Annotated in this window: 22 protein-coding genes; 10 read left to right on the top strand and 12 right to left on the bottom strand. The window is 30.4% G+C overall.

Features of this window, described 5'->3' with window-relative positions; all coding sequences use genetic code 11:
* Positions 1–172: 172 nt before the first annotated feature.
* The 6 genes from ACIQ06_RS12895 to ACIQ06_RS12870 all read right to left on the bottom strand — a co-directional run bounded on the left by ACIQ06_RS12895 (position 173) and on the right by ACIQ06_RS12870 (position 3730).
* Positions 173–976 carry a TPM domain-containing protein gene (locus ACIQ06_RS12895; RefSeq protein ID WP_396146950.1) on the bottom strand — a complete coding sequence of 268 codons (804 nt, stop codon included), beginning with the start codon at positions 974–976 and terminating at the stop codon, positions 173–175.
* A complete protein-coding gene (locus tag ACIQ06_RS12890; RefSeq protein WP_396146948.1) occupies positions 973–1410 on the bottom strand; it encodes a TPM domain-containing protein in 438 nt (145 codons plus the stop codon). Before ACIQ06_RS12890 ends, ACIQ06_RS12895 begins: the two co-directional genes overlap by 4 nt.
* Positions 1410–2024 carry a LemA family protein gene (locus tag ACIQ06_RS12885; RefSeq protein ID WP_396146946.1) on the bottom strand — a complete coding sequence of 205 codons (615 nt, stop codon included), beginning with the start codon at positions 2022–2024 and terminating at the stop codon, positions 1410–1412. The genes ACIQ06_RS12890 and ACIQ06_RS12885 overlap by 1 nt, the downstream gene beginning before the upstream one ends.
* A gap of 70 nt (positions 2025–2094) precedes the next feature.
* Entirely contained in the window at positions 2095–2304 is a 210-nt protein-coding gene (locus tag ACIQ06_RS12880; protein ID WP_396146944.1) for a hypothetical protein, read from the bottom strand.
* Between the two features lie 67 nt (positions 2305–2371).
* Positions 2372–2704 (bottom strand): MerR family transcriptional regulator, encoded by a 333-nt coding sequence (locus ACIQ06_RS12875; protein ID WP_298120414.1) that lies wholly within the window; start codon positions 2702–2704, stop codon positions 2372–2374.
* A 48-nt stretch (positions 2705–2752) separates the two neighbouring features.
* A complete protein-coding gene (locus ACIQ06_RS12870) occupies positions 2753–3730 on the bottom strand; it encodes a M23 family metallopeptidase (RefSeq protein ID WP_396146942.1) in 978 nt (325 codons plus the stop codon).
* A gap of 132 nt (positions 3731–3862) precedes the next feature.
* Here ACIQ06_RS12870 and ACIQ06_RS12865 point away from each other — a divergent pair, with 132 nt between their 5' ends.
* The 10 genes from ACIQ06_RS12865 (at position 3863) to ACIQ06_RS12820 (ending at position 15578) form a co-directional block, all read left to right on the top strand.
* On the top strand, positions 3863–4246 hold the full coding sequence (locus tag ACIQ06_RS12865) for an SRPBCC domain-containing protein (RefSeq protein WP_396146940.1): 384 nt from the start codon (positions 3863–3865) through the stop codon (positions 4244–4246).
* Between the two features lie 11 nt (positions 4247–4257).
* On the top strand, positions 4258–4719 hold the full coding sequence (locus tag ACIQ06_RS12860; RefSeq protein ID WP_396146938.1) for an SRPBCC domain-containing protein: 462 nt from the start codon (positions 4258–4260) through the stop codon (positions 4717–4719).
* A gap of 10 nt (positions 4720–4729) precedes the next feature.
* Positions 4730–7375 (top strand): alanine--tRNA ligase, encoded by a 2646-nt coding sequence (alaS, locus tag ACIQ06_RS12855; protein ID WP_396146937.1) that lies wholly within the window; start codon positions 4730–4732, stop codon positions 7373–7375.
* A 52-nt stretch (positions 7376–7427) separates the two neighbouring features.
* The gene (locus ACIQ06_RS12850; RefSeq protein WP_396146935.1) at positions 7428–8897 is read left to right on the top strand and encodes a hypothetical protein; all 1470 of its coding nucleotides are present in this window, start codon (positions 7428–7430) and stop codon (positions 8895–8897) included.
* A gap of 193 nt (positions 8898–9090) precedes the next feature.
* Positions 9091–9936, top strand: coding sequence for a hypothetical protein (locus ACIQ06_RS12845; RefSeq protein ID WP_396146933.1), 846 nt, complete (start codon positions 9091–9093; stop codon positions 9934–9936).
* Between the two features lie 105 nt (positions 9937–10041).
* Positions 10042–10986, top strand: coding sequence for a GSCFA domain-containing protein (locus ACIQ06_RS12840; RefSeq protein WP_396146931.1), 945 nt, complete (start codon positions 10042–10044; stop codon positions 10984–10986).
* 74 nt (positions 10987–11060) lie between these two features.
* On the top strand, positions 11061–11432 hold the full coding sequence (locus ACIQ06_RS12835) for a hypothetical protein (protein ID WP_396146928.1): 372 nt from the start codon (positions 11061–11063) through the stop codon (positions 11430–11432).
* 26 nt (positions 11433–11458) lie between these two features.
* Positions 11459–13273, top strand: a complete 1815-nt coding sequence (locus ACIQ06_RS12830; protein ID WP_396146926.1) for a PQQ-binding-like beta-propeller repeat protein — start codon at positions 11459–11461, stop codon at positions 13271–13273.
* A gap of 162 nt (positions 13274–13435) precedes the next feature.
* Complete coding sequence (locus tag ACIQ06_RS12825; protein WP_396146923.1) at positions 13436–14860, top strand: hypothetical protein; 1425 nt, start codon at positions 13436–13438, stop codon at positions 14858–14860.
* Between the two features lie 73 nt (positions 14861–14933).
* Positions 14934–15578: a DUF4230 domain-containing protein gene (locus ACIQ06_RS12820; RefSeq protein WP_396146952.1), complete on the top strand. Its 645-nt coding sequence runs from the start codon at positions 14934–14936 to the stop codon at positions 15576–15578.
* Positions 15579–15776: 198 nt separating this feature from the next.
* Here ACIQ06_RS12820 and ACIQ06_RS12815 read toward each other — a convergent pair whose 3' ends face one another.
* The 6 genes from ACIQ06_RS12815 to ACIQ06_RS12790 are packed head-to-tail and all read right to left on the bottom strand — an operon-like array spanning position 15777 to position 23367.
* Positions 15777–17057 carry an HlyD family secretion protein gene (locus tag ACIQ06_RS12815; RefSeq protein WP_396146921.1) on the bottom strand — a complete coding sequence of 427 codons (1281 nt, stop codon included), beginning with the start codon at positions 17055–17057 and terminating at the stop codon, positions 15777–15779.
* 53 nt (positions 17058–17110) lie between these two features.
* Positions 17111–19381, bottom strand: a complete 2271-nt coding sequence (locus tag ACIQ06_RS12810) for a peptidase domain-containing ABC transporter (RefSeq protein ID WP_396146918.1) — start codon at positions 19379–19381, stop codon at positions 17111–17113.
* 42 nt (positions 19382–19423) lie between these two features.
* A complete protein-coding gene (gwsS, locus tag ACIQ06_RS12805) occupies positions 19424–20524 on the bottom strand; it encodes a grasp-with-spasm system SPASM domain peptide maturase (protein ID WP_396146915.1) in 1101 nt (366 codons plus the stop codon).
* A gap of 1 nt (position 20525) precedes the next feature.
* Entirely contained in the window at positions 20526–20687 is a 162-nt protein-coding gene (locus ACIQ06_RS12800; RefSeq protein WP_396146913.1) for a hypothetical protein, read from the bottom strand.
* A complete protein-coding gene (locus ACIQ06_RS12795) occupies positions 20677–21603 on the bottom strand; it encodes a hypothetical protein (RefSeq protein ID WP_396146911.1) in 927 nt (308 codons plus the stop codon). The genes ACIQ06_RS12800 and ACIQ06_RS12795 overlap by 11 nt, the downstream gene beginning before the upstream one ends.
* Positions 21604–21612: 9 nt before the next feature.
* Positions 21613–23367, bottom strand: a complete 1755-nt coding sequence (locus ACIQ06_RS12790) for a hypothetical protein (protein WP_396146909.1) — start codon at positions 23365–23367, stop codon at positions 21613–21615.
* Positions 23368–23406: the final 39 nt, after the last annotated feature.

Raw genomic sequence — 23406 nt, 5'->3', positions numbered from 1 at the left:
ACAATAAAAAACAGTTGCAAAAAGTAAAACGCTTATAACGGATGTATAAAATCCTACTATAAGCGTTTTTTTATTCTCTAAAAAACGGTGCTAATCAAAATAAACGATGTTTTTCAGTGCCCTCTAAATTTAGAAAGCCTTTTTTATATAAAATGATTTTTTAAATTCTTGGTTACCAACTACCATCAGCACCTCCTCCAGAGAAGCCTCCACCGCCGAAACCACCGCCGAAACCACCGCCTCCGCCAGATGATCCTCCAAATCCACCACCAAAACTTCCTCCACCAGAACTTCTTCCCATATTGCTTAATATGATAATATCTAGTAAACTTGGTCCTCCAGATGAATTTCCTGAATTTCCACCGCCTTTATTTTTGGAGGCTAAAATCATTATTACAACGAAAATAACTATGAAAAGAAGTATTGGAAAAATACTATTATCATTAGAATCTTCAATTCGAGTTCCTTTATATTTTCCTGTTAAAACTTTAAAAATAGCATCAGCACCTTTATCTAATCCGTTATAATAGCTACCTGCTTTAAATTCAGGTGTTATAACATTTCTATTAATTTCACCACAAATTCCTGCTACTAATCGATCTTCAACACCATATCCTGGCCTAATACTCATTTTTCTGTCATTTTTAGCAACTAAAATAATGACACCATTATCTTTGTCAGCTTGACCGATTCCCCATTTATGAGCCCAATTAGTTGCTAATACACCAACCGCTTCACCTTTCAAATCCTCTATTGTAATTACAACAATTTGGGTAGTTGTAGAATCTGAATATTTAATTAGTTTGTCTTCTAAAGCTGCTTTTTCGTTAGCATTTAAAAGTTTTGCATAATCATAGACAGAAGTCTCAAAATCAGGTTTTGGTGGAATTTTAAATTGCCCAAAACCAAGCTGATGTAACAACAATAATGAAGCAATCAACAAGAATTTTACGATTCTAAAAACTAGTTGTATCATCCTTTTGATATTTCGTTAGAAAGTTCGTCAGTATCATTATCCAGAAAAGGAAAATGTTTTTTTAGTTGTTCGCCTGCATTGTTAATTCCATCAACCAATGCTTGTTTGTTGTTGCCGTTTTTAAAATGGTTTAGCATGATGTCTTTGGTACAATTCCAAAAATCATCAGCAACTTTTTCATTAATACCTTTGTCACCATAAATTGCAAATTGTTTACTTTTTACAGCCACATAAATAATGACACCATTTCGGTCTTTGGTGTTTTCCATTTTAAGAAGATTAAAAACCTCCACAGCTCTGTCAATAGGAGCCATGGATGTTTCTTTTTCTATGTGCACACGAAGTTCACCTGAAGTATTTTTTTCAGCCAAACGAATAGCTTCAACTACTTCTTCCTCTTCGGCTTTAGTTAAAAAATCTTCTACTTTTGACATTATTTTTTATCTTCTTTTTTTTCAAAATTAAATTCCACATCTGGAGCTTTATCTGCACCAGCAACTGCTTCGAAGAATGGTTTTTCTTTAAATCCAAACCAACCTGCAAAAATACTATTTGGGAATACTTTTACGTGATTATTGTACGGTTTGATTGCTTCATTGTAACGAGTTCTTGCTGTCAAAATTTGATTTTCTGTACTAGCCAATTCATCTTGTAATTTCAAGAAGTTCTCATTAGCTTTCAAACTTGGATATTGTTCAACGGTTACCAATAATCTTGATAAAGCACTGCTCATTCCACCTTGAACTTGGTTAAATTGTGCTAATTGTTCAGGAGTAATGTTAGTAGGGTCAATTGTCATAGAAGTAGCTTTTGCACGTGCTTCAATAACTGCTGTTAAAGTTCCTTTTTCATATTCTGCAGCACCTTGAACGGTTTTTACTAAATTTCCAATAAGGTCATTTCTTCTTTGATAAGCTGTTTGTACATTACCCCAGCTTTCTTTTACATCTTGTTCAAGAGTAACTGCTGTGTTATTGATTCCTTTGAAGTAGCTGTATCCTATTAATACTACAGCTGCTAAAATTATCCAAGGCAAAAATTTTCTCATAATTTCTAATTGTTTTAAGTTTATTTATTGTTTTTTAAGTTTATTTATTCTTCTCAATTTATATGCCAATTTATACGATTCGTTTTCTTGCGGAAACCAAATATACTAAACCAGCTATGGCTCCAAATGCTATAAAACCAACCTTCCACATGAATTTTTCAGAATCTGAAATTTTCCTAGAACGACTAACTTCTATAATAGCTGCTATGATAAATATAATTAGAGCTATTATTCCTAACGATAGAAAAACTTCTGAAAAAGGATAATGCTGAATTTTCATTAATGCACCTATTACTGAAAATATAAAGGATACTAGATAACTATATGGAGCTGTATTTTTATTCATTTTACAAATTGTTTTTAATGTTTGTCAACTCCGCTTTGATTCCTTCAAGTTTTGAAATGATATCAAATTTGTCTAAGGTTTTTTTCTGACCTTCTTTTAAATGCGTTTTTGCTCCTTCCAAAGTAAATCCACGTTCTTTTACTAAATGATAAATTAGTTGTAAATTCTTCACATCTTCTTGTGTGAACATTCTATTTCCTTTGGCATTTTTCTTTGGTTTTAAGATGTCAAATTCTTTGTCCCAAAACCTTATAAGTGATGCGTTTACATCAAAAGCTTCGGCAATTTCACCAATACTAAAATATAATTTATCTTTTGATAATTCTATGTGCATTTTTTTCTATTTATTTAATTTTGAACACTGAACACTGAACACTGAACACTAGTCTAAAGACTGATTCTCTTGATTAGCAATTTTTGAAATTGCTACGTATTCTGCTGCCGAAATATTTCCGTAATAAAAATTAATCGGATTTGTTACTTTTCCGTCTTTGTGAACTTCATAATGTAAATGTGGCGCCTGACTTCTTCCTGTGCTTCCTACATATCCTATTATGTCACCGCGTTTTACTCGTTGTCCTGGTCTTACTTTGTACTTGCTTAAATGTGCATACAATGTTAAATAGCCAAAACCATGATTAATTTCAATATGATTTCCATAACCCGAAAGTGAATTATCTGCACTTTTCACAACACCATCACCAGTAGCATAAATTGGAGTTCCGGTTTTGGCTGTAAAATCCATTCCTTCATGCATTTTTCTTGCTTTTGTAAACGGATCAGTTCTGTATCCAAATCCAGATGCCATATGCTTCAAATCCTCATTTTTAACAGGTTGAATTGCAGGAACGGCACTCAATAATTTGTCTTTTGCTTTTGCCAATTTCAAAATTTCGTCCAATGATTTTGATTGAACTGCCAATGCTTTTGAAATAGCATCAACTTTCTCAGATGTATTTATAACCAAGTCGGAATTATTAAATCCTTCTAATTCTTTATATCTTTTTCTGTCAATAATTCCTCTTCGTTTTTCGTTTGAAATGGGCGAGGAGTTAAAATAAACGCGATATAAATTATTATCTCTTTCTTCCAAATCGGAAGCTACTTGATCGATATCTTCAATTTTTTTATTTAAAAGAGCGTAACTCAACTTCAAATTTTCAATTTCTCTGGCTTGAATCTTGTCTTTTGGTGTTTCAAAATAGGGTGTATTCATTAAAATTACAAAACAAAGAAATCCAAATAAGGCCGACGCAATCAAGAATAACAAAGCATATCCAAATTTTTTCCTCTTCTGAGGATTAATTATTCGGTAAGCTAAACTTTCTGGATCGTAATAATACTTAACTTTCTTCGACATTTCTTAAATTATACTATTTTTGTAATCGTTTTAAGAATAACAATGGTTATACGAACAAATTTAAGAAATGTTTCAAACTAAACTATTTTTTATTTTTAAATCGTACTAATTTCGTGTATTAATATTCAAATTATGGGTGTAATAAAAGTAGAAGCTGTTTTCGATGCTACTAAATCGAAAGTTTGGGAAGCATTGACAAATTCAGAAAGTATGAAAATTTGGTATTTTGATATAGCAAATTTCAATTTAAATATTGGGAAGAAATTCTCCTTTTATGAAGGTGAGAAAAAAGAATATCTTCACGAAGGTGAAATTTTGCAAGTGGAAGAAAATAAATTATTGCAACACACTTGGACTCACCCAGAACAATCTAATGGAACTTCTGTTTTAACATGGAATATTGATGAGATTGATGGAAAATCAAAAGTTACATTGACTCACGAAGGTGTTGAAAGTTTTGCAGATGCTGGACCAATTTTACTAGTGCCAATTATGAAATGGGTTGGAATGCTCTAGTAAAAACCAATTTGAGAAACTACCTTTACGGAATTAAAAAAATAGTTTTCACTCAAGAAATTAATGCTTCAGCAGAAACAGTTTGGAATAAAATGTGGGACAAAAAATCTTATACCGAATGGACAACGCCATTTTGTGCAGGAACTTATTTTACAGGTGAAATTGAACTAGGAAGCAGAATTCATTTTATTGCGCCATCTTTTGAAGGAATGTATAGCGATGTTTTTTATCTTATTCCAAATAAATTGATTATTTTTAAACACATTGGAATGTTGAAAGATTTAAAAGAATTGCCAATTGATGCTGAAGCTGAAAAATGGACCGGAAGTTTTGAAACCTATAAATTAAATGACGAAAACGGAGTTACAACCGTTACTGCCGAAATTGACTGCGTTCCAGAATACATTGATTATATGAACGAAAAGTTTCCATTAGCATTACAAGAATTAAAAAAAATATCAGAAAATAAATAAAAACCAAATAATGAAATCGCAAGACATTAGAAAAGCTTATCTCAATTTCTTTGAATCAAAAGGACATTTAATTGTTCCATCGGCACCAATTGTGCTTAAAGACGATCCAACCTTGATGTTTAATAACTCAGGAATGGCGCAATTCAAAGAATACTTTTTAGGAAACGGAACTCCAAAAAGTCCAAGAATAGCCGATACGCAAAAATGTCTTCGTGTTTCAGGAAAGCACAATGATTTGGAAGATGTAGGCTTTGATACTTATCATCACACGATGTTCGAAATGCTTGGAAACTGGTCGTTTGGAGATTATTTCAAGAAAGAAGCATTGGATTGGGCTTGGGAATTTCTTACAGAAGTTTTAAAATTAGACAAAGACCGTTTGTATGTTTCTGTATTTGAAGGAAATCCTGCAGAAAATGTTGCTTTCGACCAAGAAGCTTGGGATATTTGGAAACAATATGTTCCAGAAGACCGTATCATACTTGGAAATAAAAAAGACAACTTTTGGGAAATGGGCGATCAAGGTCCGTGTGGTCCATGTTCAGAGATTCATATCGATTTAAGAACCGATGCTGAAAGAGCAGCAGTTTCAGGAAGAAGTTTAGTAAATGCCGATCATCCGCAAGTGGTTGAAATTTGGAATAACGTTTTCATGGAATTCAACCGTAAAGCTGATGGTTCGTTAGAAAAATTACCAGCGCAACACGTTGATACCGGAATGGGATTTGAGCGTTTATGTATGGCAATGCAAAATGTGACTTCCAATTACGACACGGATGTTTTCACTCCGCTAATCGAAAAAGTAGAACAAATTACAGGTTTGAAATATACTTCAAATGAAGTTAAAAACGTTTCAGAAGAACAAAATAAAACTAACATAGCCATTCGTGTAATTGTAGATCATGTTCGTGCTGTAGCTTTCGCTATTGCTGACGGACAACTTCCATCAAACACTGGTGCAGGTTATGTAATTCGTAGAATTTTGCGTCGTGCGATTCGTTACGGATTTACATTTTTGAATACTAAAGAACCTTTTATCAATAAATTGGTAGAAGTTTTAGCAAATCAAATGGGTGAATTTTTCCCAGAAATCAAATCGCAACAACAATTGGTTACTAATGTAATCCGTGAAGAAGAAGCTTCTTTCTTAAGAACTTTAGATCAAGGTTTACAATTATTAGATAAAGTAGTTGCCGAAACATCAGGAAAAGAAGTTTCAGGCGCAAAAGTTTTTGAATTGTACGATACGTTCGGATTTCCAAAAGATTTGACGGCTTTAATTTTAAAAGAAAAAGGATTTTCATATAACGAGTCAGATTTCGAATCTGAATTACAAAAACAAAAAGCGCGTTCTCGTGCAGCTTCAGAAGTTTCAACTGAAGATTGGTCAGTTTTAATTCCTGGAAATGTGGAAACGTTCGTAGGTTATGACCAAACAGAAAATGAAGTAAAAATCACCAGAATTCGTAAAGTAGATTCTAAAAAAGATGGGATTTTATACCAAATTGTTTTAGACAACACGCCGTTTTATCCAGAAGGTGGAGGACAAGTTGGTGATAAAGGAACATTAGTTTCTGCAAACGAAACCATTGATATCATTGATACAAAGAAAGAGAACAACTTAATATTACATTTTGCAAAACAACTACCAGAAAATCTTGAAGCTGGTTTTGTAGCAAAAGTAAACACCGATTTAAGAACGTCAACTTCCAAAAATCACTCGGCTACGCACTTGATGCATTTGGCTTTGAGAAACATTTTGGGAACACACGTTGAGCAAAAAGGTTCGTTGGTAAATCCAAATTACTTACGTTTTGACTTTTCACATTTTTCTAAAGTTTCGGATGAAGAATTGCGTCAAGTAGAAGCAAGTGTAAATGAGCAAATCGAAGCACAATTGCAATTGCAAGAATATAGAAATATTCCAATTCAAGAAGCGTTAGATAAAGGTGCAATGGCTTTGTTTGGGGAAAAATATGGTGATTCAGTAAGAATGATAGAATTTGGCGAAAGCAAAGAACTTTGTGGTGGAATTCACGTAAAAAACACTGCGGATATTTGGCATTTCAAAATCATTTCTGAAGGAGCAGTTGCCGCAGGAATTCGTCGTATTGAAGCCATTACTGGTGATGCTGTGAAAGATTTCTATAAAAATCAAGAAACTACATTAGCTGAAATCAAAGAAACTTTAAAAAATCCTCAAGATGTTTTAAAATCGGTAGCTTCATTGCAAGAGGATAATGCGAAATTGAAAAAACAAATTGAGCAATTGTTAAAAGAAAAAGTGGATGGATTAAAAGATAATTTACTTTCAGATTTTCAAGATATAAACGGAATTAACTTTTTAGCAAAACAAGTTGATTTGTCAATGAGTTCAACTAAAGATTTAGCTCAAGTAATTGGAACTTCTAAACCAAATTCATTTGTATTTTTAGCTTCAGTTGAAGATAATGCACCTAATATTCACTGCTACATTTCAAAAGAATTAGTTGCGGAAAAAGGATTAAATGCAGGAAATGTAATCAGAGAATTAGGCAAATACATCGATGGAAATGGTGGTGGACAACCATTCTTCGCATCTGGAAAAGGAAAAAATGTTTTAGGAATAAAGAATGCTTTGGGGAAAGCGGTTGATTTTATAACAAATCTTAAATAAAATTAGTTTGACAAAAATTAATAAATATTCGATAATTAAATTAAAAATAAATATGAAAAAATTAAATCTATTGTTCTTTTGTTTTGGGTTCTTATTCTTCGCTAATGCTCAGGATAAAAGTTTAGATATTACACTAAAAGAAAAAAATCGTTATTTAAGTCATGATTTTACACAAAATGGTTTAAGCTATTTTATAACAGGAAACGATAAATCTAAAACAGATCTAAATATTTTTTGTTATGATAGTGATTTCAATTTAAAATTCACTAAAAATTTAATTTCTAAATACGAAGGACTTCCTGCTTTTTTTGGTCGAGGAATGAACGATCCACAAGTATATTATGATTTTCAACCAACAATTACAGGTAAATATACTTTACTATATGATGATGATTTAGTTCAAGATGAAAAAGGGAATACCAGGGCATTTGAACACGATGGAGGGAAAAAATTTAAAGATTTTAACACTAAGTTTTTTATAAATAACGATAATTTTTCTTGTTTTTTTGGTTACAAAAAAGAAGGTAAAAAAAATGAAGATTCTAAAGAAGTTTATTTTTACAGATATGACTTGAATGATTTGTCAAAAAAAATTATTGAATTAAAGTTTCCAGAATTTACAGCTTTAATTTCTTCAACTCCAGATAAAAATGTTAAAAAGGGCAAAGAAGAAAAGTCTCAAAAATGGGAAGTAGCTCAATTCGATAATAATCAGTTCTTGATGATTAATAAAGAGTTGAATAAAGAGAGAACTCAAAATCAATACAATATTGTTTCCTATGATTACGATGGAAATGTTGTAAAAACGCTTAGCATTCCAATTACATTAAAAGGGAAATATTTTGCTTTATCTGATTCAGGATTAGGAACAAGAACAATTATTTATTCTAGTATGTATAATGCAGGTTTGTTAAGTGAATTTGCAACAGGTAATGTATATGTTGAGGGAAATAATGAATTCTTTTACATTTATGGTTTGTATTCCAATACTAAAAGTTCGCAAATAAATAAAGTCAATTTCAACGGATTTTACATTTACAAATACAACTCAGATGGTGAATTAGTTTGGAAAAATGAAAAAGAAATTGTTGACAGTAAAGGATTTAATACAACACAGCGTCCAATAGCAGTTTCTGTGGATTTTGTTTTGATTAATGGTAATCAAATAGGATTAAACATGAGTAGTTTTCATGAAAAATATGCTCAAATGTTTTTGTTGAATTCAGTAGATGGGAAAATTATTAAAAATAAGAAATACGATTTTAAAATTGAAGCTTTAAAGCTTAATGCAATTAGAGTAAAAGCTTTTCCAACTGGATATACAATAAGCAGTTACGAGAATAAGAATTTTGATATCAATACGGCATTTGCTAGTTTTTTAAATCCTAAAATAGATGAGTTTTTAAAAACCAAAACCAAAGAAGATTTAAATTATAATGCTAAAATTACTAAAGATGCTATTTACATAATTGAGGAAGATACTGAGCAAAATGATTTCAAGTTATTAAAATTTAAATTTTAATTAGTTGAGCATTTGATAAGTCACTAAAAACCTTAGTATTTAAATTAGTTTTAAATTATAAGGTTTTTTTGCATAAAAAATTTTTACAAATATATTGTTACTTAAAAAAGAGTAGTTTACCTTTAATTTATCCTACGATTTAATCACTTTATTAAAAAAATATCCGTTAATTTGGACACAAATAAATAAAACAATGAAAAAAACACTTGGTATCTTCGCCTTAATTTTGACAATTTTCACTTCATGTGAAGTTGAACCTATTGATCCTGCTCTATTGAATAACACTAACAACAATAGTGGTGGAAACAATAATGGAGGCGGAAACAACAATGGCGGTGGCGGTGGCGGAAGTAATACTCCGGTCTTACTTACAAAAGTTATTGAAACCCTTACCAATGGTGATGTAGAAACTACAGAATTTTTCTATAGCGGAACAAAAATTTTAAAATTTACAAATACAACTTCTAATTCAGTTGAGGAAACTTTATATACCTATACAGGAGATTTGATTACTCAAGCAAAAGCCAATTTAAATGGTGTTTTGTTAGAAACAGTAAATTTTGAATACGATACAAGTTTGCGTTTGAAAAAGTGTACATCTATATATGGAACTACTGTTAATGTTACCAATTATACCTATAACTCAAATGGTACTATTACATTTGTAACCAATGAAGGAAGTGATATTGTAGCAAATGGAACAATTTATGTAGCAAATAACCAAGGTTATAAAAAAGAAATTGTTTTCGATCCTGGAACTTCTTTTGAATATACAGAGGTACAAGAAACCACTTTTGATAACAAAGTAAATCCATTTATTAATGTAACAGGTTATGCAAAAGTTGAATTAGAATCACCATCTGAAGTCATTGGTTTTTCAGGTGTTGCAAATAATCCTGTGATGTTTAAAAAGAACAACATAACTAGAGAAACGTCAACTTATACATATAACAGCAATAATATGCCACTAAATGAAGTTTTTACAGATTTAGTCAATTCAACTTGGAGTGGAACTTACCAATATTTTTATAATCAATAAATTATAAATAAGATTTTTTAAATAATCCCGATGGTTTTTGACTGTCGGGATTATTTTTTATTATTACTTTTGACATTATAGATTTTTAATTTTTTAGATAGATAAATGAATTTCACTACCAAAGTTCCAATTGCAAAATATCAAAATCCTATAGATTATAATTCTAAAATTATTTCTATTGGTTCGTGTTTTGCTGAAAATATGGGAGAAAAATTTGATTACTTTAAGTTTCAAAATTGTGTAAATCCTTTTGGAATTATTTTTAATCCAATATCTATTGAAAATCTTATAAATAGAGCTGTAAATAAAATTGAGTTTACAGAAAAAGACATTTTTTTTCATAACGATTTATGGCATTGTTATGAAGTTCATTCAATTTTAAGTGATACTTCTTCAGAATTAATATTACAAAATTTAAATAGAGTTCTACATCTTTTTAGAACTCAAATTATAGAAGCATCCCATTTTATTCTTACTTACGGAACGTCGTGGGTTTATCGACATAAAGCGTCAAATAAAATTGTAGCCAATTGTCATAAAGTACCACAAAATCAATTTGATAAAGAAATTTTATCTGTAGAAATTATTGAAAAATCAATTGAGAATTCAATCAATTTAATTCATAAAATTAATCCAAATTGTAATTTTATTTTTACCATTTCGCCTGTGCGACATATCAAAGATGGATTTGTTGAAAACCAAAGAAGCAAAGCGCATCTTATTTCCGCAATTCATTCCTACAACCTACAACCTACAACCTACTTCCCTTCCTACGAAATTATGATGGACGAACTTCGTGATTATCGATTTTATGCCGATGATATGCTACATCCAAGTCAGTCGGCTATCGATTATATTTGGATAAAATTCTTCGAAAACTACGTTTCTGAAAGTGAATTCGGATTAATGAATCAAGTTTGTGAAATTCAAAGAGCTTTAAAACACAGGCCATTCAATCCAAATTCTGAAAGTCATCAAAAATTTTTAGCCAACCTTGAAGCTAAAATAGAACAACTTCAGCAAAAATTGCCATTCTTGCATTTTAGTTAAAATACGTATTTTTTCGTATTTCCCTCGATTAGTTTAAGTTATAAGTTTGCCTTGTAACATTAAACAAATTAGTCATGCGTATAATCAGACTTGTTTTCGGATTAACATTCTTACTTTTAATTTCTCCTGCTATCAATGCTCAAAAACCAGTTTTAACTGATGAAGAAGTCGTTGCAGAAACTGTGACAAAAGAAATTGATGAAGTATTTCAATCGCAAGAATTCACAAAAAAGAAAAACAAAAAATTTGCCGGCGTAAAAGGAACTATGGTAATTGATATTAGTGTAGTTCAAAATGGTAAAGTTGCAACTTTCTTCAAAGTTGATAGTGATATAAAGAACATTGACTTTATCAATTTTATGTCATCTTACATTTTAGATCACAAATTTCAATTCAAACTTCAAAAACAACAACGATATAAAATTCGTTACACTATTACCTTTTAAAAACAACCTCTAAACATTATTTAACAATGAAAAAATTATCAATTTTAATGCTTTCCATTTGTATGATGGGAACATTGCAATCCAATGCACAATTTGGAAAATTATTAGGCAAAGTAACTGGCGGTGGAAAATCGGCTGGTAAAAAATCAGGAAATTTCTCTACAGTTTGGGAATCAGAATTTGATAACAAAGCTAGTAGATTGGCAGTAAATGATGGTGATGGTTCTTATATTCTTGGTACAGATGACAATTCTGCTACTGTATTAGACGCCAACGGAAAAATGTTATGGAGTGGTGATTATAAAAAACTTACCACAAACAAAACTAACAAAAGTGAATACCAATATGTTATTTGGAAAGAGAAAGGTGGTTACTTGTTCTTATTTGACGAAAGAAAAATGGGAACCGATAGAGTAGCTGTTTTAGATATTGCAACTGGAAAAGAGTTGTGGAATTCTGAAGAATATCAAAACTTGATGCCTAAAGGAACAAAATCAGAAGATGGAGCAGACCAAGGCGAGTTGGAAACTGTAAAATACATCTCAGAGTTGGATGCTTTTTTAATTTCTCAAAAAGCTTCAGTTATATTGGTAAAAGCTAATACAGGTGAAAAAGTTTGGGAAACTAATCGTTTTAAAGGAGGTGTTGGAAAATACATTTACGATGCTAAAAGAAACGAAATTATCATGGTGAACTTCAAACCAACAGCTTTAGGAGCTTTATTCGCTGGATTCAAAAATCAGTTAGTAAAAATTAATGCTGTAAATGGTGAAGTCCTTTGGGATGCAACTTTCTTGGGTACTGTTGAGAAAGAATTGGTTACAAGAAGAGCTATTCTAGATTTGTGGATAAAAGGTGATAAAATTTATATGTATCTAAATGGTCTTCAGGTTTATAATATCAATAATGGTCAAAAACTTTGGGAAGCTATCTATGAAAACGATATGGATGGTGGAAAAGGTTTGTTCTCAAATTCAACAAACAAAAAATATTACAGAACTATTGCTGATCCAGTATTTGAAGAAAATGCAGTTTATTTAGTGATGTTAGGTACAAGAGATAGAACTAAATATGTTGAAAAACACGATTTAGAATCTGGTAAATTATTATGGGCATCAGAAAAAATTACTGGAGCTTTTAGTATGCCAAACTTATACAAAACAGGTGATAAAATAATGCTTCAAATTGGTGGTAAAGTTCAAGTTCAAGAATATAGAATGGAAACAAGATCATCTCCAATGGGAGGAACTTACAGAGAAAGCGTTCCTTATATCTATTGGGACTATAAAGCGCAAAAAAATGGAGTTTTGGCAATCGATGATAAAACAGGTTTAACATCATGGCGTTCAGAAAAATTCGATAAGAGAATTACAGATATCATAATTGATCAAGATAAAACAGCTTTTGTTGGTGATGGTGATGAGTTTTACGGATATGATATCGCTTCAGGAAAACAATTATTTGATGTAAAACACAACGATGCAGGAGTAGGAAAAGCTTCTGATGTAATTGATTTTGGTGATAAAGTAGTTGTGCTTTCTGAAAAAGGATTAGCTTCTTACAACAAAAAAGATGGTTCAAGAGCTTATGCAACAGACAAAATTAGAGGTGTTGATTTCTTCTATGAAGTTGAAGGAAATTACTATCTAAGAGATCAAAGAAATAGCAAAAATATTATTTATGGAATTGATATGACTAATGGCGAAACCAAAGGTTCTGTTCAATCTAAAGGTAAAGGAGGAAGCCCAAAATATGGTAGCGGAATCGACATTACTTCTGATGGTGAATTCATTTTCGCTTTCAAAGGTAAAAAAGTAGAAAAAATCAAAGTAAATAATTAGAGGTTATTACACTTTGTTGCTTGGGCTGTGACTTTGTTGCAGCCCATTTTTTAAATGAATTAATTATGAAATCGCCACTAACAAAAAGTTTGTTGCAAACAAACACCAATGATTAAATAGGCGATACCATATGTTACCTCTAAAAAAATAAAATTTAAACATATGAAAAAATATCTATATCTATTCGCTATTTTGTTTGCTTTATTTTCTGTTAATGCTCAACAGGTTCAATGGGCATCTAAGTTGATAAAATTTTCTTCCGATTTAGGTGGAAAACAATTCGGAATAAAAAGAATTTTAGGAAAACCAGATGTATTTCCTCAAGGTGGTTATAGTGGTAATGCTTGGACACCCAAAAATGCTTTAGATGGAAGAGAAACTGTTATTGTTGGTTTTGAAAAAGCACAAACAGTAAAGCAAGTAGCGGTATTCGAAAATCTTAATGCAGGTTGTGTTGTCGCTGTTGCAGTTTCTACAGATGGCGAAAAGTTTCAATACGTTTGGTCAAGAAAACCCAATTATAAAACACCAATATACAGAACGACACTAAATACAGACAGAGCTTACTACTTTGGAAGAAAAAGAAGAAAGATTCAAGACGTGCCCAATGTCTTTAATCCGGGAATTGAATATGCAATATTAGATAATTCAGTTTCAGGTGTAATTGCTGTTAAAGTAGAATTTAATTTTGCAATATTGCCGGGTCAAAAACAAATTGACGCCATAGGAATTTCAGATTCTGAAACTCCAATTGAAGTTAGCATAAATTCAAAACCTGAATTTGAAAATTTATCGAATGTTCAAAAAGTTGATTTAGCAGAGGTTATTCCTTCAACAGTTTGTATTTCTGAAGACGGAAATAAATTGTTTACATCAATAAATATATCAGATAAAGAAGAAATTATTTCTTATTCAAAAAAAGGAGATTCGTGGTCGAATAAGCAAGTAGAATCACAATTAAATTCTGGCGATTATTATAATTTTGTTGATGTTGTTAATTCAAGTTTTGTTTTAAAAGGCGGTTCAACTTACACTCCTGGTTCTAATAATACTGGATTTGAAATTTTTAATTTAGTAGATGGGAAAGCTCAATCTCAAGGACAAATAAAAGTTGCTGCTTATAACAGTTATGGAGATTTTGCAGATGCAACCATAACTAATGATAGTAAAACATTGATAATAGCTGTTGAAACCGATTTTACTCAAGGCGGTGTCGATCTTTATTTTGCTAATAAAAAAGAAGACGGAACTTATGGCATGTTGCAAAATATGGGTAAAGTCATAAATAGTGCAAACGATGATTTTACACCTCAATTATTATCTGATGGAAAAACATTATTATTTGCTTCCAATGGATTTAGCACGCTAGGGAATCACGATATTTTCGTATCGTTTAGACAAGATGATACTTGGAAAAACTGGAGTGAACCAATAAATTTAGGAAGCAAAATCAACTCAGCCGAATTTGATGGACAACCTTTTTACGACGAAAAAAATGAAATATTATATTACATATCGGCTGTAGAAGGCAAAAACCAAATCAATCAAGTTAAAATTTCTAAAGATGTTCTATTAAAGAAGAATTGATTTTATATCTTCGTTGTCAAATATATAATTCATGGCACGACAAACATCTACCGAGACCGATATTAAAAATGTGATGACTCCTTTGGTTCAAGCATTAATTCGCTCTGGAAAGATTATTTATCTAATTCTTTTTGCAATTATTGGTTTTTTAATCTACCAATTGGTTACTGTAAAAAAAGATTCATCTTCAGTAGAATACGATACTAATCTTATTCAGGAGCAAATTAAAAACGTAGGTAAATTAGTAGTTACCGAAGGACATTTCTCTCAAGTGATGACCTACAAAGACCAAAACAAGTATCTTGGAGATTTAATTTCATTTGACAAAAAAGCACTTGTAGTCATCAATGCAGATGTAACAGTAAGTTTTGATTTGAGTAAAGTACAATATGACATCGACGCTCCAAACAAGACATTAACAATTACAAGTATTCCAAAAGAGGAAATAAAAATCAGTCCGGATATTAAATATTATAATGTAGATCAAAGTACATTTAACGAATTTACAGGAGACGATTACAATAAGATTAATAAAATTGCCAAAGAAAATTTAGCAAAAAAAATAGAAAAATCTACCTTAAAATCGAATGCAAAAAACCGTTTGATAAGCGAATTGTCAAAAATATTAGTTGTAACTAATTTAATGGGTTGGAAATTACAATATAACGGAGAAGTAGTTAATTCTGATAAAGAATTTACTCAAAAAATAAAAGGATAAATACGCATTTATACGTATTGTTTTTTTAAAGCCATTAAGTCAAATTTGTAATTGATATAATGACTTTTTTTATGATTTTAAGAAGCGAATGGCGTGGTCATTTTTGCTGTCCATTTTCCCGCTATCCATTACAATCTTGTCAAAAAAGACAAGATTTTCATTACTATCGGGGCTAGTTGACAATCCATTTTTGTAAAATCATCTTCTAAAAACATCCCTAAACTGGTAGAGAAACCTTTCAATCAATCGCAAATCTTCGGTAATAATTTCAGCAGTTCCTGCCATTTCTTGTTGAAACGCTATTTCTTTTTTATAAGAAGTTTTTAGTCCATTAGGTAAAGAAATATCTATAAGAATATTTCCGTCTTTATCAGGAGTTAAAGAAATAGCTTTTATCGTTCCTTCAACTATTCCAAATTCTCTATCAGGATAATTTGCTAATCTAATATTTACTTTCTGTCCTACTTTTATTTTACCCGAGTTCTGGGCTAGTGCTTTTGCTTTACCTATAAAACCACTTTTTAAAGTTGGAATAATTGCAAAAACAGCATCGCCAGAATTTACAGTTTGATTTTCTGCCCAAAGTTGTAAATAAGAAACTTTACCAGCAATAGAAGAGCGAAAAACATAATTTAACTCCCATTCTGTGATAGCTTTTTTTAAACTATAAAAAGCCTGTATTACATTACGCTCTAAATTTACATTCTCTTTATTTTCGTTTATTTTTGTGGTTTTACTACTTCTGTTTAATTCATTTAAAGATGATTTTAATTGTGAAATAGTACTCAATAAACTTTTATAATTTTTTTGTGCCTGTAAATATTGCAAACGTTGTTTTTCTAGTTCTTGCGTTGCAATAATTCCTTTTTTATAAAGTGTTTCGTAGCGTTCTAAATCATTTTTTTGCAACTCTAATTCACTTAGATTGATTCCTTTTTGAGATTCTAATAAACCCAATCGCTCCTTTAGTTGTATTGCTTCATAACTTTGAGCTGTTCCATCAATTTTGTAAGGTTGTAATTCTTTATTGAGTTCATCTGCAATATATTCTTTTTCAAATAAAGCAAAACTACTTTCAATATCGCCAAGTTGAATTGATTTTAAACTCTCAAATGGAAAACTTGAATTATCAATATTTATAGTATCTATAATGCTTTTTAGTAGAAAAACATCTTTATAATTGGCAGAATTTTCAATTACAGCAATGGGTGTATTTTTAGTAATTACCTCTTTGTCTTTTACAAGTATTGCTTCAATTTTGCCCGATGTTTTTGCTACTAATTTTTGAGGAGGTACATAGGTTGTAACTACAATTTGAGTAGAAACAATATCGGGATATTTAACCAGCCAAGAAACAAAAAAAAGCATCAATAAAATACACAAAACAATAACAGAACCCCAACGGATTAACCAATGCGGCACACGAGTAAGTATTTCTTGTACCTCTTCACTTCTTAATTCTATTTCTGTATGTTCCATTTCAAAATTCGTTATTCAACATTCAAAATTCGTTAATCTTCAATAGTTAATCATTAACTTCCTAATTGCAATTGATTTTTTACCAGCTTAAAATAACTTCCTTTCAAATCTATTAGCTCTTTATGATTACCAATTTCAACAATCTTACCTTTCTCTAAAACTACAATTTGGTCAGCATTCATAACAGTACTTAATCGATGTGCGATTACGACAACTGTTTTATTTTTAAAGAAAACATCCAGTTTCTCCATAATCTCCTTTTCATTATTAGCATCTAGGGCAGAAGTCGCTTCATCAAAAAACAACATTTCGGGATTTTTATAAACTGCTCTCGCAATTAAAAGACGTTGTTTTTGTCCTGTACTCATTCCAACGCCTTCCATTCCAATTTTTGTATTATAACCTAGTGGATAATCTTGTATAAACTCTCTTATATTGGCTACATCTGATGCGTAAACTAAACGCTCTTTATCAATTATATCAACACCAATTGCAATATTATTAGCAATAGTATCACTAAATATATAACCTTCTTGCATTACGGTTCCAACGTGCGAACGCCAACTTTTTTGAGCAATGTTCTTCAAATTAACCCCACGCAAACTTGTCATTGCTTCGCCAGTTCGAGCAAAGCTCTCGCGTCCAACGCTAGGAGGAATCTCATTAGAGTTACACAACATAATGTCACCACTATTAGGCTCATAAAACTTCAACAACAATTTCATTAAAGTAGTTTTACCGCTTCCGCTAGTTCCAACAATAGCAGTTATTTTATTGGCTGGAATCGTTAAATTTAAATCTTGTAAAACATTAACATCCGAACCAGTATATCTAAAAGATAAATCCTTAATTACAATGTCGCTGTTTTCTGGAATCTCGTTTGTTTGCGTTGCAGATTGTTGACTTTCATCTTCTTTCTCGTGAATTTCACTCAATCTAGCCAGTGATATTTTGGCATCTTGGGCTTCTCGGATAAAGTCAATTAATTGCAGTACTGGAGCATTTAAACTTCCAACAATGCTACTAATTGCCATCATCATACCAAGTGTTATTTGTCCGTCAATAACTAATTTTGCAGATAGAAAAATGATGATAATATTTTTTAATTCATTGATAAAATTAGAACCTATAGTTTGTGTTTGTTCTAAAACCAATCCTTTCATGGAAACTTTAAACAATCTAGCTTGAATGTATTCCCAACCCCAACGTTTTTGCTTTTCGGCATTATGAAGTTTAATCTCTTGCATTCCATTGATAAGTTCAATTACTTTGCTTTGCTCTTGTGAAACCTCCGAAAATCGTTTATAGTCGAGTTCTTTTCGCCTTTTTAAAAATAGCGTAACCCATACAAAATAGAATATACTTCCAATAAAAAAAACCGCAAATATTTTTAGATTATAGTAAGCTAAAACGCCACCCATAATAACCATATTAATTGCAGAAAACAAAACACTTAAAGAAGATGTAGTTAAAATTCTTTCAATTCTATGATGGTCATTGATGCGTTGCATAATGTCGCCTGTCATTCTAACATCAAAGAACGAAATAGGTAAATTCATTAACTTGATAAAGAAATCAGAAATCAAAGAAATGTTTATTCGTGTAGATAGATTAAGTAAAATCCAACTTCTAATTAGTTCCAATGCTGTACGCCCAAAAAACAAAAACAATTGAGCAAAAAGCACTAAATAAATAAAATGAATATTTTGATTTTGAATACCAACATCAACAATACTTTGAGTTAGAAAAGGAAATATCAATTGCAATAAACTACCTGCTAAAAGCCCAATAGCAAGTTGAATCACAAAAGACTTGTAAGGAAATAGATATTTAAATAATAAGGAAAAGCCAAAAGCTTTTTTGTCTTCTTTATCAAATTCCGATTGATGAAATTTAACGGTCGGCTCTAATAACAATGCAATGCCTTCTTCAGTTGTTTCATCGGCATTATTGCCAATCCAAAATTTTATAAACTCCTCTTTTGAGTATTCGATTAAACCGTGTGCTGGGTCAGAAATGTAAAAGATGTCTTTTTTAATTTTGTAAAGAACTACATAATGCTCACTATTCCAATGTAAAATGCAAGGAAGTGGGGCTTCTAATAATTTATTTAAGTTAACTTTAATTCCTAATGTTTTAAAACCTATATTTTCTCCAGCATCTGAAACATTTAAAAGATTACTACCTTCGCGAGTGGTTTCGCTAAAAGTTCTTAACGTTTGAATATTGAGTGTTTTGCCATAATATTTGGCAATAATTTTTAAACAAGTTGGACCGCAGTCTTTGGTGTCGGGTTGTTTGTAGAATGGGAAATTTTTACGCATTTTTTTATCTGCAATCAGAAATCGTTAATCTTCAATCGTTAATCAATTATTTTTAACTAAATCTTGCATACCATAATATTCAATTGCTTTTTCTTTAAGCGGATTGGTACTCCATTCTTCCCAAACATTAGTATAAGGATTGTAGCCACATTTTAATGGTTTGGATAAATCAATGTCTTCTTCAAAATGGGTGCGTTCAGTATAAGCACGACAATCGGTACAAATATGTCGAAATTCACAATCTTTGCAAACTGCTATCATATCTTTATTTACATTCCAGTATTTTTTAAAATCAGGATGATTTAACGCCTCCTCAAGTGTAGTGTCTTTAATGTTGCCAAAATGTTTAGGCATTGATGGGCAGTTTCTAATGTTGCCATCTTTGTCAATGGATATTTTACGATTAAGGCAGGTGTTGTGTTGTTGAGATTCCGTATAAAGAGTAATATTTGAATAAAAATACTCTTGGTTTATGATTCCGCAATGGCTTTCATTAACGATGTTTCTTTTTACATGCATAATGTAACCCATTTTTTCTCTTATTGGGGGATAGCTTTTATCATACAACGAATTAAAAAGGACAATTGAATGAATTCTGCTGTTTTCTGCAATCAATTCTGTTACTGCTTCTATATTGAAGTTTTCGTGAAATGGAAGTACGAAATCTATAGAGACAATTCTAGATTTTTCTTCTTTTAAAATTTGGACAACTTCAGTAATATAATCCAAACTGATTTTTTTAAAAAATCTCAATTGAATATGTGAGCATTTCAATTTTTCAAATTGAGGTAGTAAACTCTTTAATTCGTGCATTATCTCATCATAATCAATAATCATGTTTGTTATTAAAGATGGGGAATGCCATTGGTTGTTAATTTTTGGAAAAAGTTGAGGATTTTCATTAAAAAAAATCAATTTATTATCAAACAAAAAATCAAAATATTCGTCAATAATTTCGTCATATTCATTTTCAAACTCTTTCTTTACAAAATTTATTGTCTCACCATTATATTTTTCAATAATGTCATACAATCCATTCGGAATAAAATGATATTGATTGTTTTTGACATCACAAATCAGACTTCTGTTAGCCCCTTTTATAGGTAAACAGTCAGCAAAAAGAATAAAATTTTTAGATTTCAACTTAAAATATTTTTGATATTGGTTTTACAAATGGTTTTGTTATATTTCTTGAGTTTTTATATGCGCTTATTGCAATGAGACTGCTTTTTGGTTTTTCTTTGCTTTGCTCGTCAAGTCTTAACTGAAGTCCATTAAAAATATTTATAGGTTTTTTAGTTTCCATGGGTTAATTTTTTTGCCATTAGATATTCTAGATGAAAATTACAGGCGTTGTTTATAAAACTAATTTGTCCTGTTGGGTTTATTTCTAGAAAATAGTATTCATTATTGCTATACATCAAATCGGCAGAACCATAATTTAGATTGAATTTCTGAAAAACTTTTTTTAATTTTTCCACTATTTCTTGTGGTAATTTAAAGGGCACAAATCTTAAATTATCCATTTTTATAAATTTGGTTCTAATATCAATACTATTCTCAAAATTGAAAATAGCCGTTGATTGAAAATGACCAGCAATATAAATTACTCTAATTTCAAAATCAGCAATAATTCTTTCTTGAAAAAACGAAATTGAAAACTCTTTTGGTGTTTGAGTCAAAATTTTATTCGTGATTGGAAACGTAAGGTTAAAGTTATATAAGAACTCATCATCTTGATAATAATAACTATCTAGTATTCTTTTTGATATAATCCCGTTTTTATTTTCATACTTTTTAAAGAAATCTTCTAGTTTTTCTTTATTTCCGGTTATCAAAGTATGAGGGATTTTGAGACCTTGTTTTTTAGCTTCGAGCATAATATCCAGTCTATTTATTTCAAAATCCGCAATTCTTTTTCCTATCCTTTTTGTTGTTTTTTGTAAAAGATAGCCGTCGTTTAGAATTTCATAACATTTGTCTTCATAGTCATCGTTTTCTGAACTAATAACTCCACCATTAAACCAAACACTTTTAATTTTTTCAAAATCAACACTTTCAAAATAATTACCATTAACTAGATAAGAACTTTTTTCATTACTAAAGTCCATTTCTTCAATAGTAATTCTATCCGATTCACTAATTCTAATAAAATCAACATTTAAACAATCGATGACATCGTTTACAAAATCGTCAACATCTTTACTGTAAATTAATACCATTGCATAAATTTATTTTTCATAAAACTCCCAATCATCGGTAAGCTTCATAATTAAATTGAATTTTCCTTCGTAATATTTATCATATTCTTCTGGGTGTTCTTTATTGTATTCAGTTATAATATAATCACCAAGATCAACAATAAATTGATGTGGATTACTAAACTTAAATACTATTTTTCTAACCTGTAAATCATTGTTTCCACACGATTTATCATTGTATAAATTCCCTTTATATATATGTAAACAGGCACCTGGGAAATTTTTGTGATTACCACTTCGCTCTTTATCATATTCTAACAATTCGACACTTTTATCAAGTAGTTCCATAAGTTTTGAAAGTCCTTTTGGTTTTTGCTGTACTGCATGTCTAATAATTACGTTATAAGCTGGCGATTGAATTAATATAGTATCATTCTTTGTAAAAACACCAATTTTTTCTTCAGATGGATAGCCTTCTTTTTGTAACAATGCTATTAATTTATCTGTAACTCTTTCTGTAGTTTCATATAGAATTTTGGGTTCTTTTCTGTTTTCCTCTCCATAATCTGCTTGGTCTTCGTTTAGTAATTCTTCTATTTGAACTTTTAAGTTACTGTTTATTTTTTTCTGGTTTATATTATAAATGGAATCATATTGAGTGCTGAAATTTTTCCAATCAATACTTCTTTTTAACGGATTAAAAATTTTAGAATTAAAATAAGAAATTTTTACCCCTTTATCTGCTAACTTTTTACCCCAAACAATAGCAGTCTTTAAATCCCTAGATAAAATAGCGCAACGGATAGCATTATGGATATCTCTTGCATAAAGAGTTGGATATCTCTGGTTAAGCAAATTATATTCTTCTTTGGCATTTACATACTTTTTTTGCAAAATAAAATTTTCAGCTTTTTCTGTATAGGTGTAGTAATTGATTTCTTTGGATTTTAGCTTTTCTTTTTCAATGTCAGATACTAATACATTCTTAATGATAAGCGTTTTATAAGCAACTTCCTCTTTTTGTTTTCTTCTTTTTCGATTATTCTTCTTAGGATAATATACCATTGATCCTATATCAAAAATTTCAGAATAACAGTCTTGGTCTCCAAATGCAAGGAGAGTATTCTTTGTTACTTTTCCTTTTATCTTAAATTCCCTCCTTCCTTTTGAAGAAGTAGTTCGATGGTGAGAACAGTTTTTAAAATAAAAAGCGGGAAATGAATCCAAAATTGTGGTTTCATCCACATCATTGTTGTTTAATTTAACCTCAATATAGTCCTCATTGACAATTTTACTATAAAATAAGTTTTTTGTAGTATCTATCTTTTCTCCTAGAAAGACATCAATTCTGTTTACTATACCATTTTCTAATAGTTCTTTTTTTGCTAAATCACCCCAACCTCCAGATATATATCCTTCAATCTCAATTATGCTATCTTTAGGATTAAACATAGCCTTTTGAAAATCGACTTTCAAAAAATGCACATGAAAATCTTCCCAAAAAATAAAATTTCTATAATCTTTACTCTTAAAAGTTATTCCATAATTTATAAATCCTTTGTAATTTCTGTCTTCAACAAAGTACGGATGTATTAGGGTATCATTTTTTTTAGGAAACAATCTATTCTTATACTTCCACAAATTATAGGTTTTATCATAAACTTTGTTTCTTTCAAAATCTTGTTGATGATATTTGCTTTTATATCGATTACTTTGCCCATAAGTCAAATTAATAAAAAGAGTATTTAAGATGAAAAGTAACGATATAAAAATTGTGTTTTTCATAGTAATAAATGGTAAGACATTTTCAATTTTAGTATTCTT

The sequence above is a fragment of the Flavobacterium sp. genome (genome assembly GCF_044341265.1).
Lineage (GTDB): Bacteria > Bacteroidota > Bacteroidia > Flavobacteriales > Flavobacteriaceae > Flavobacterium.
Note: the sequence above shows the minus strand (reverse complement) of the source record. Positions and strands in the feature narration are given on the sequence as shown.

Excerpts from the sequence above, each read along its gene's own strand:
- ACIQ06_RS12800 (WP_396146913.1), bottom strand. The coding sequence starts at position 20,687 with ATGGAAACTAAAAAACCTATAAATATTTTTAATGGACTTCAGTTAAGA.
- ACIQ06_RS12850 (WP_396146935.1), top strand. The coding sequence starts at position 7,428 with ATGAAAAAATTAAATCTATTGTTCTTTTGTTTTGGGTTCTTATTCTTC.
- ACIQ06_RS12875 (WP_298120414.1), bottom strand. The coding sequence starts at position 2,704 with ATGCACATAGAATTATCAAAAGATAAATTATATTTTAGTATTGGTGAA.
- ACIQ06_RS12825 (WP_396146923.1), top strand. The coding sequence starts at position 13,436 with ATGAAAAAATATCTATATCTATTCGCTATTTTGTTTGCTTTATTTTCT.
- ACIQ06_RS12840 (WP_396146931.1), top strand. The coding sequence starts at position 10,042 with ATGAATTTCACTACCAAAGTTCCAATTGCAAAATATCAAAATCCTATA.
- ACIQ06_RS12880 (WP_396146944.1), bottom strand. The coding sequence starts at position 2,304 with ATGAAAATTCAGCATTATCCTTTTTCAGAAGTTTTTCTATCGTTAGGA.
- ACIQ06_RS12820 (WP_396146952.1), top strand. The coding sequence starts at position 14,934 with ATGACTCCTTTGGTTCAAGCATTAATTCGCTCTGGAAAGATTATTTAT.
- ACIQ06_RS12835 (WP_396146928.1), top strand. The coding sequence starts at position 11,061 with ATGCGTATAATCAGACTTGTTTTCGGATTAACATTCTTACTTTTAATT.
- ACIQ06_RS12895 (WP_396146950.1), bottom strand. The coding sequence starts at position 976 with ATGATACAACTAGTTTTTAGAATCGTAAAATTCTTGTTGATTGCTTCA.
- ACIQ06_RS12865 (WP_396146940.1), top strand. The coding sequence starts at position 3,863 with ATGGGTGTAATAAAAGTAGAAGCTGTTTTCGATGCTACTAAATCGAAA.
- ACIQ06_RS12885 (WP_396146946.1), bottom strand. The coding sequence starts at position 2,024 with ATGAGAAAATTTTTGCCTTGGATAATTTTAGCAGCTGTAGTATTAATA.
- ACIQ06_RS12795 (WP_396146911.1), bottom strand. The coding sequence starts at position 21,603 with ATGGTATTAATTTACAGTAAAGATGTTGACGATTTTGTAAACGATGTC.
- alaS (WP_396146937.1), top strand. The coding sequence starts at position 4,730 with ATGAAATCGCAAGACATTAGAAAAGCTTATCTCAATTTCTTTGAATCA.
- ACIQ06_RS12815 (WP_396146921.1), bottom strand. The coding sequence starts at position 17,057 with ATGGAACATACAGAAATAGAATTAAGAAGTGAAGAGGTACAAGAAATA.
- ACIQ06_RS12845 (WP_396146933.1), top strand. The coding sequence starts at position 9,091 with ATGAAAAAAACACTTGGTATCTTCGCCTTAATTTTGACAATTTTCACT.
- ACIQ06_RS12890 (WP_396146948.1), bottom strand. The coding sequence starts at position 1,410 with ATGTCAAAAGTAGAAGATTTTTTAACTAAAGCCGAAGAGGAAGAAGTA.
- ACIQ06_RS12830 (WP_396146926.1), top strand. The coding sequence starts at position 11,459 with ATGAAAAAATTATCAATTTTAATGCTTTCCATTTGTATGATGGGAACA.
- ACIQ06_RS12870 (WP_396146942.1), bottom strand. The coding sequence starts at position 3,730 with ATGTCGAAGAAAGTTAAGTATTATTACGATCCAGAAAGTTTAGCTTAC.
- ACIQ06_RS12810 (WP_396146918.1), bottom strand. The coding sequence starts at position 19,381 with ATGCGTAAAAATTTCCCATTCTACAAACAACCCGACACCAAAGACTGC.
- ACIQ06_RS12790 (WP_396146909.1), bottom strand. The coding sequence starts at position 23,367 with ATGAAAAACACAATTTTTATATCGTTACTTTTCATCTTAAATACTCTT.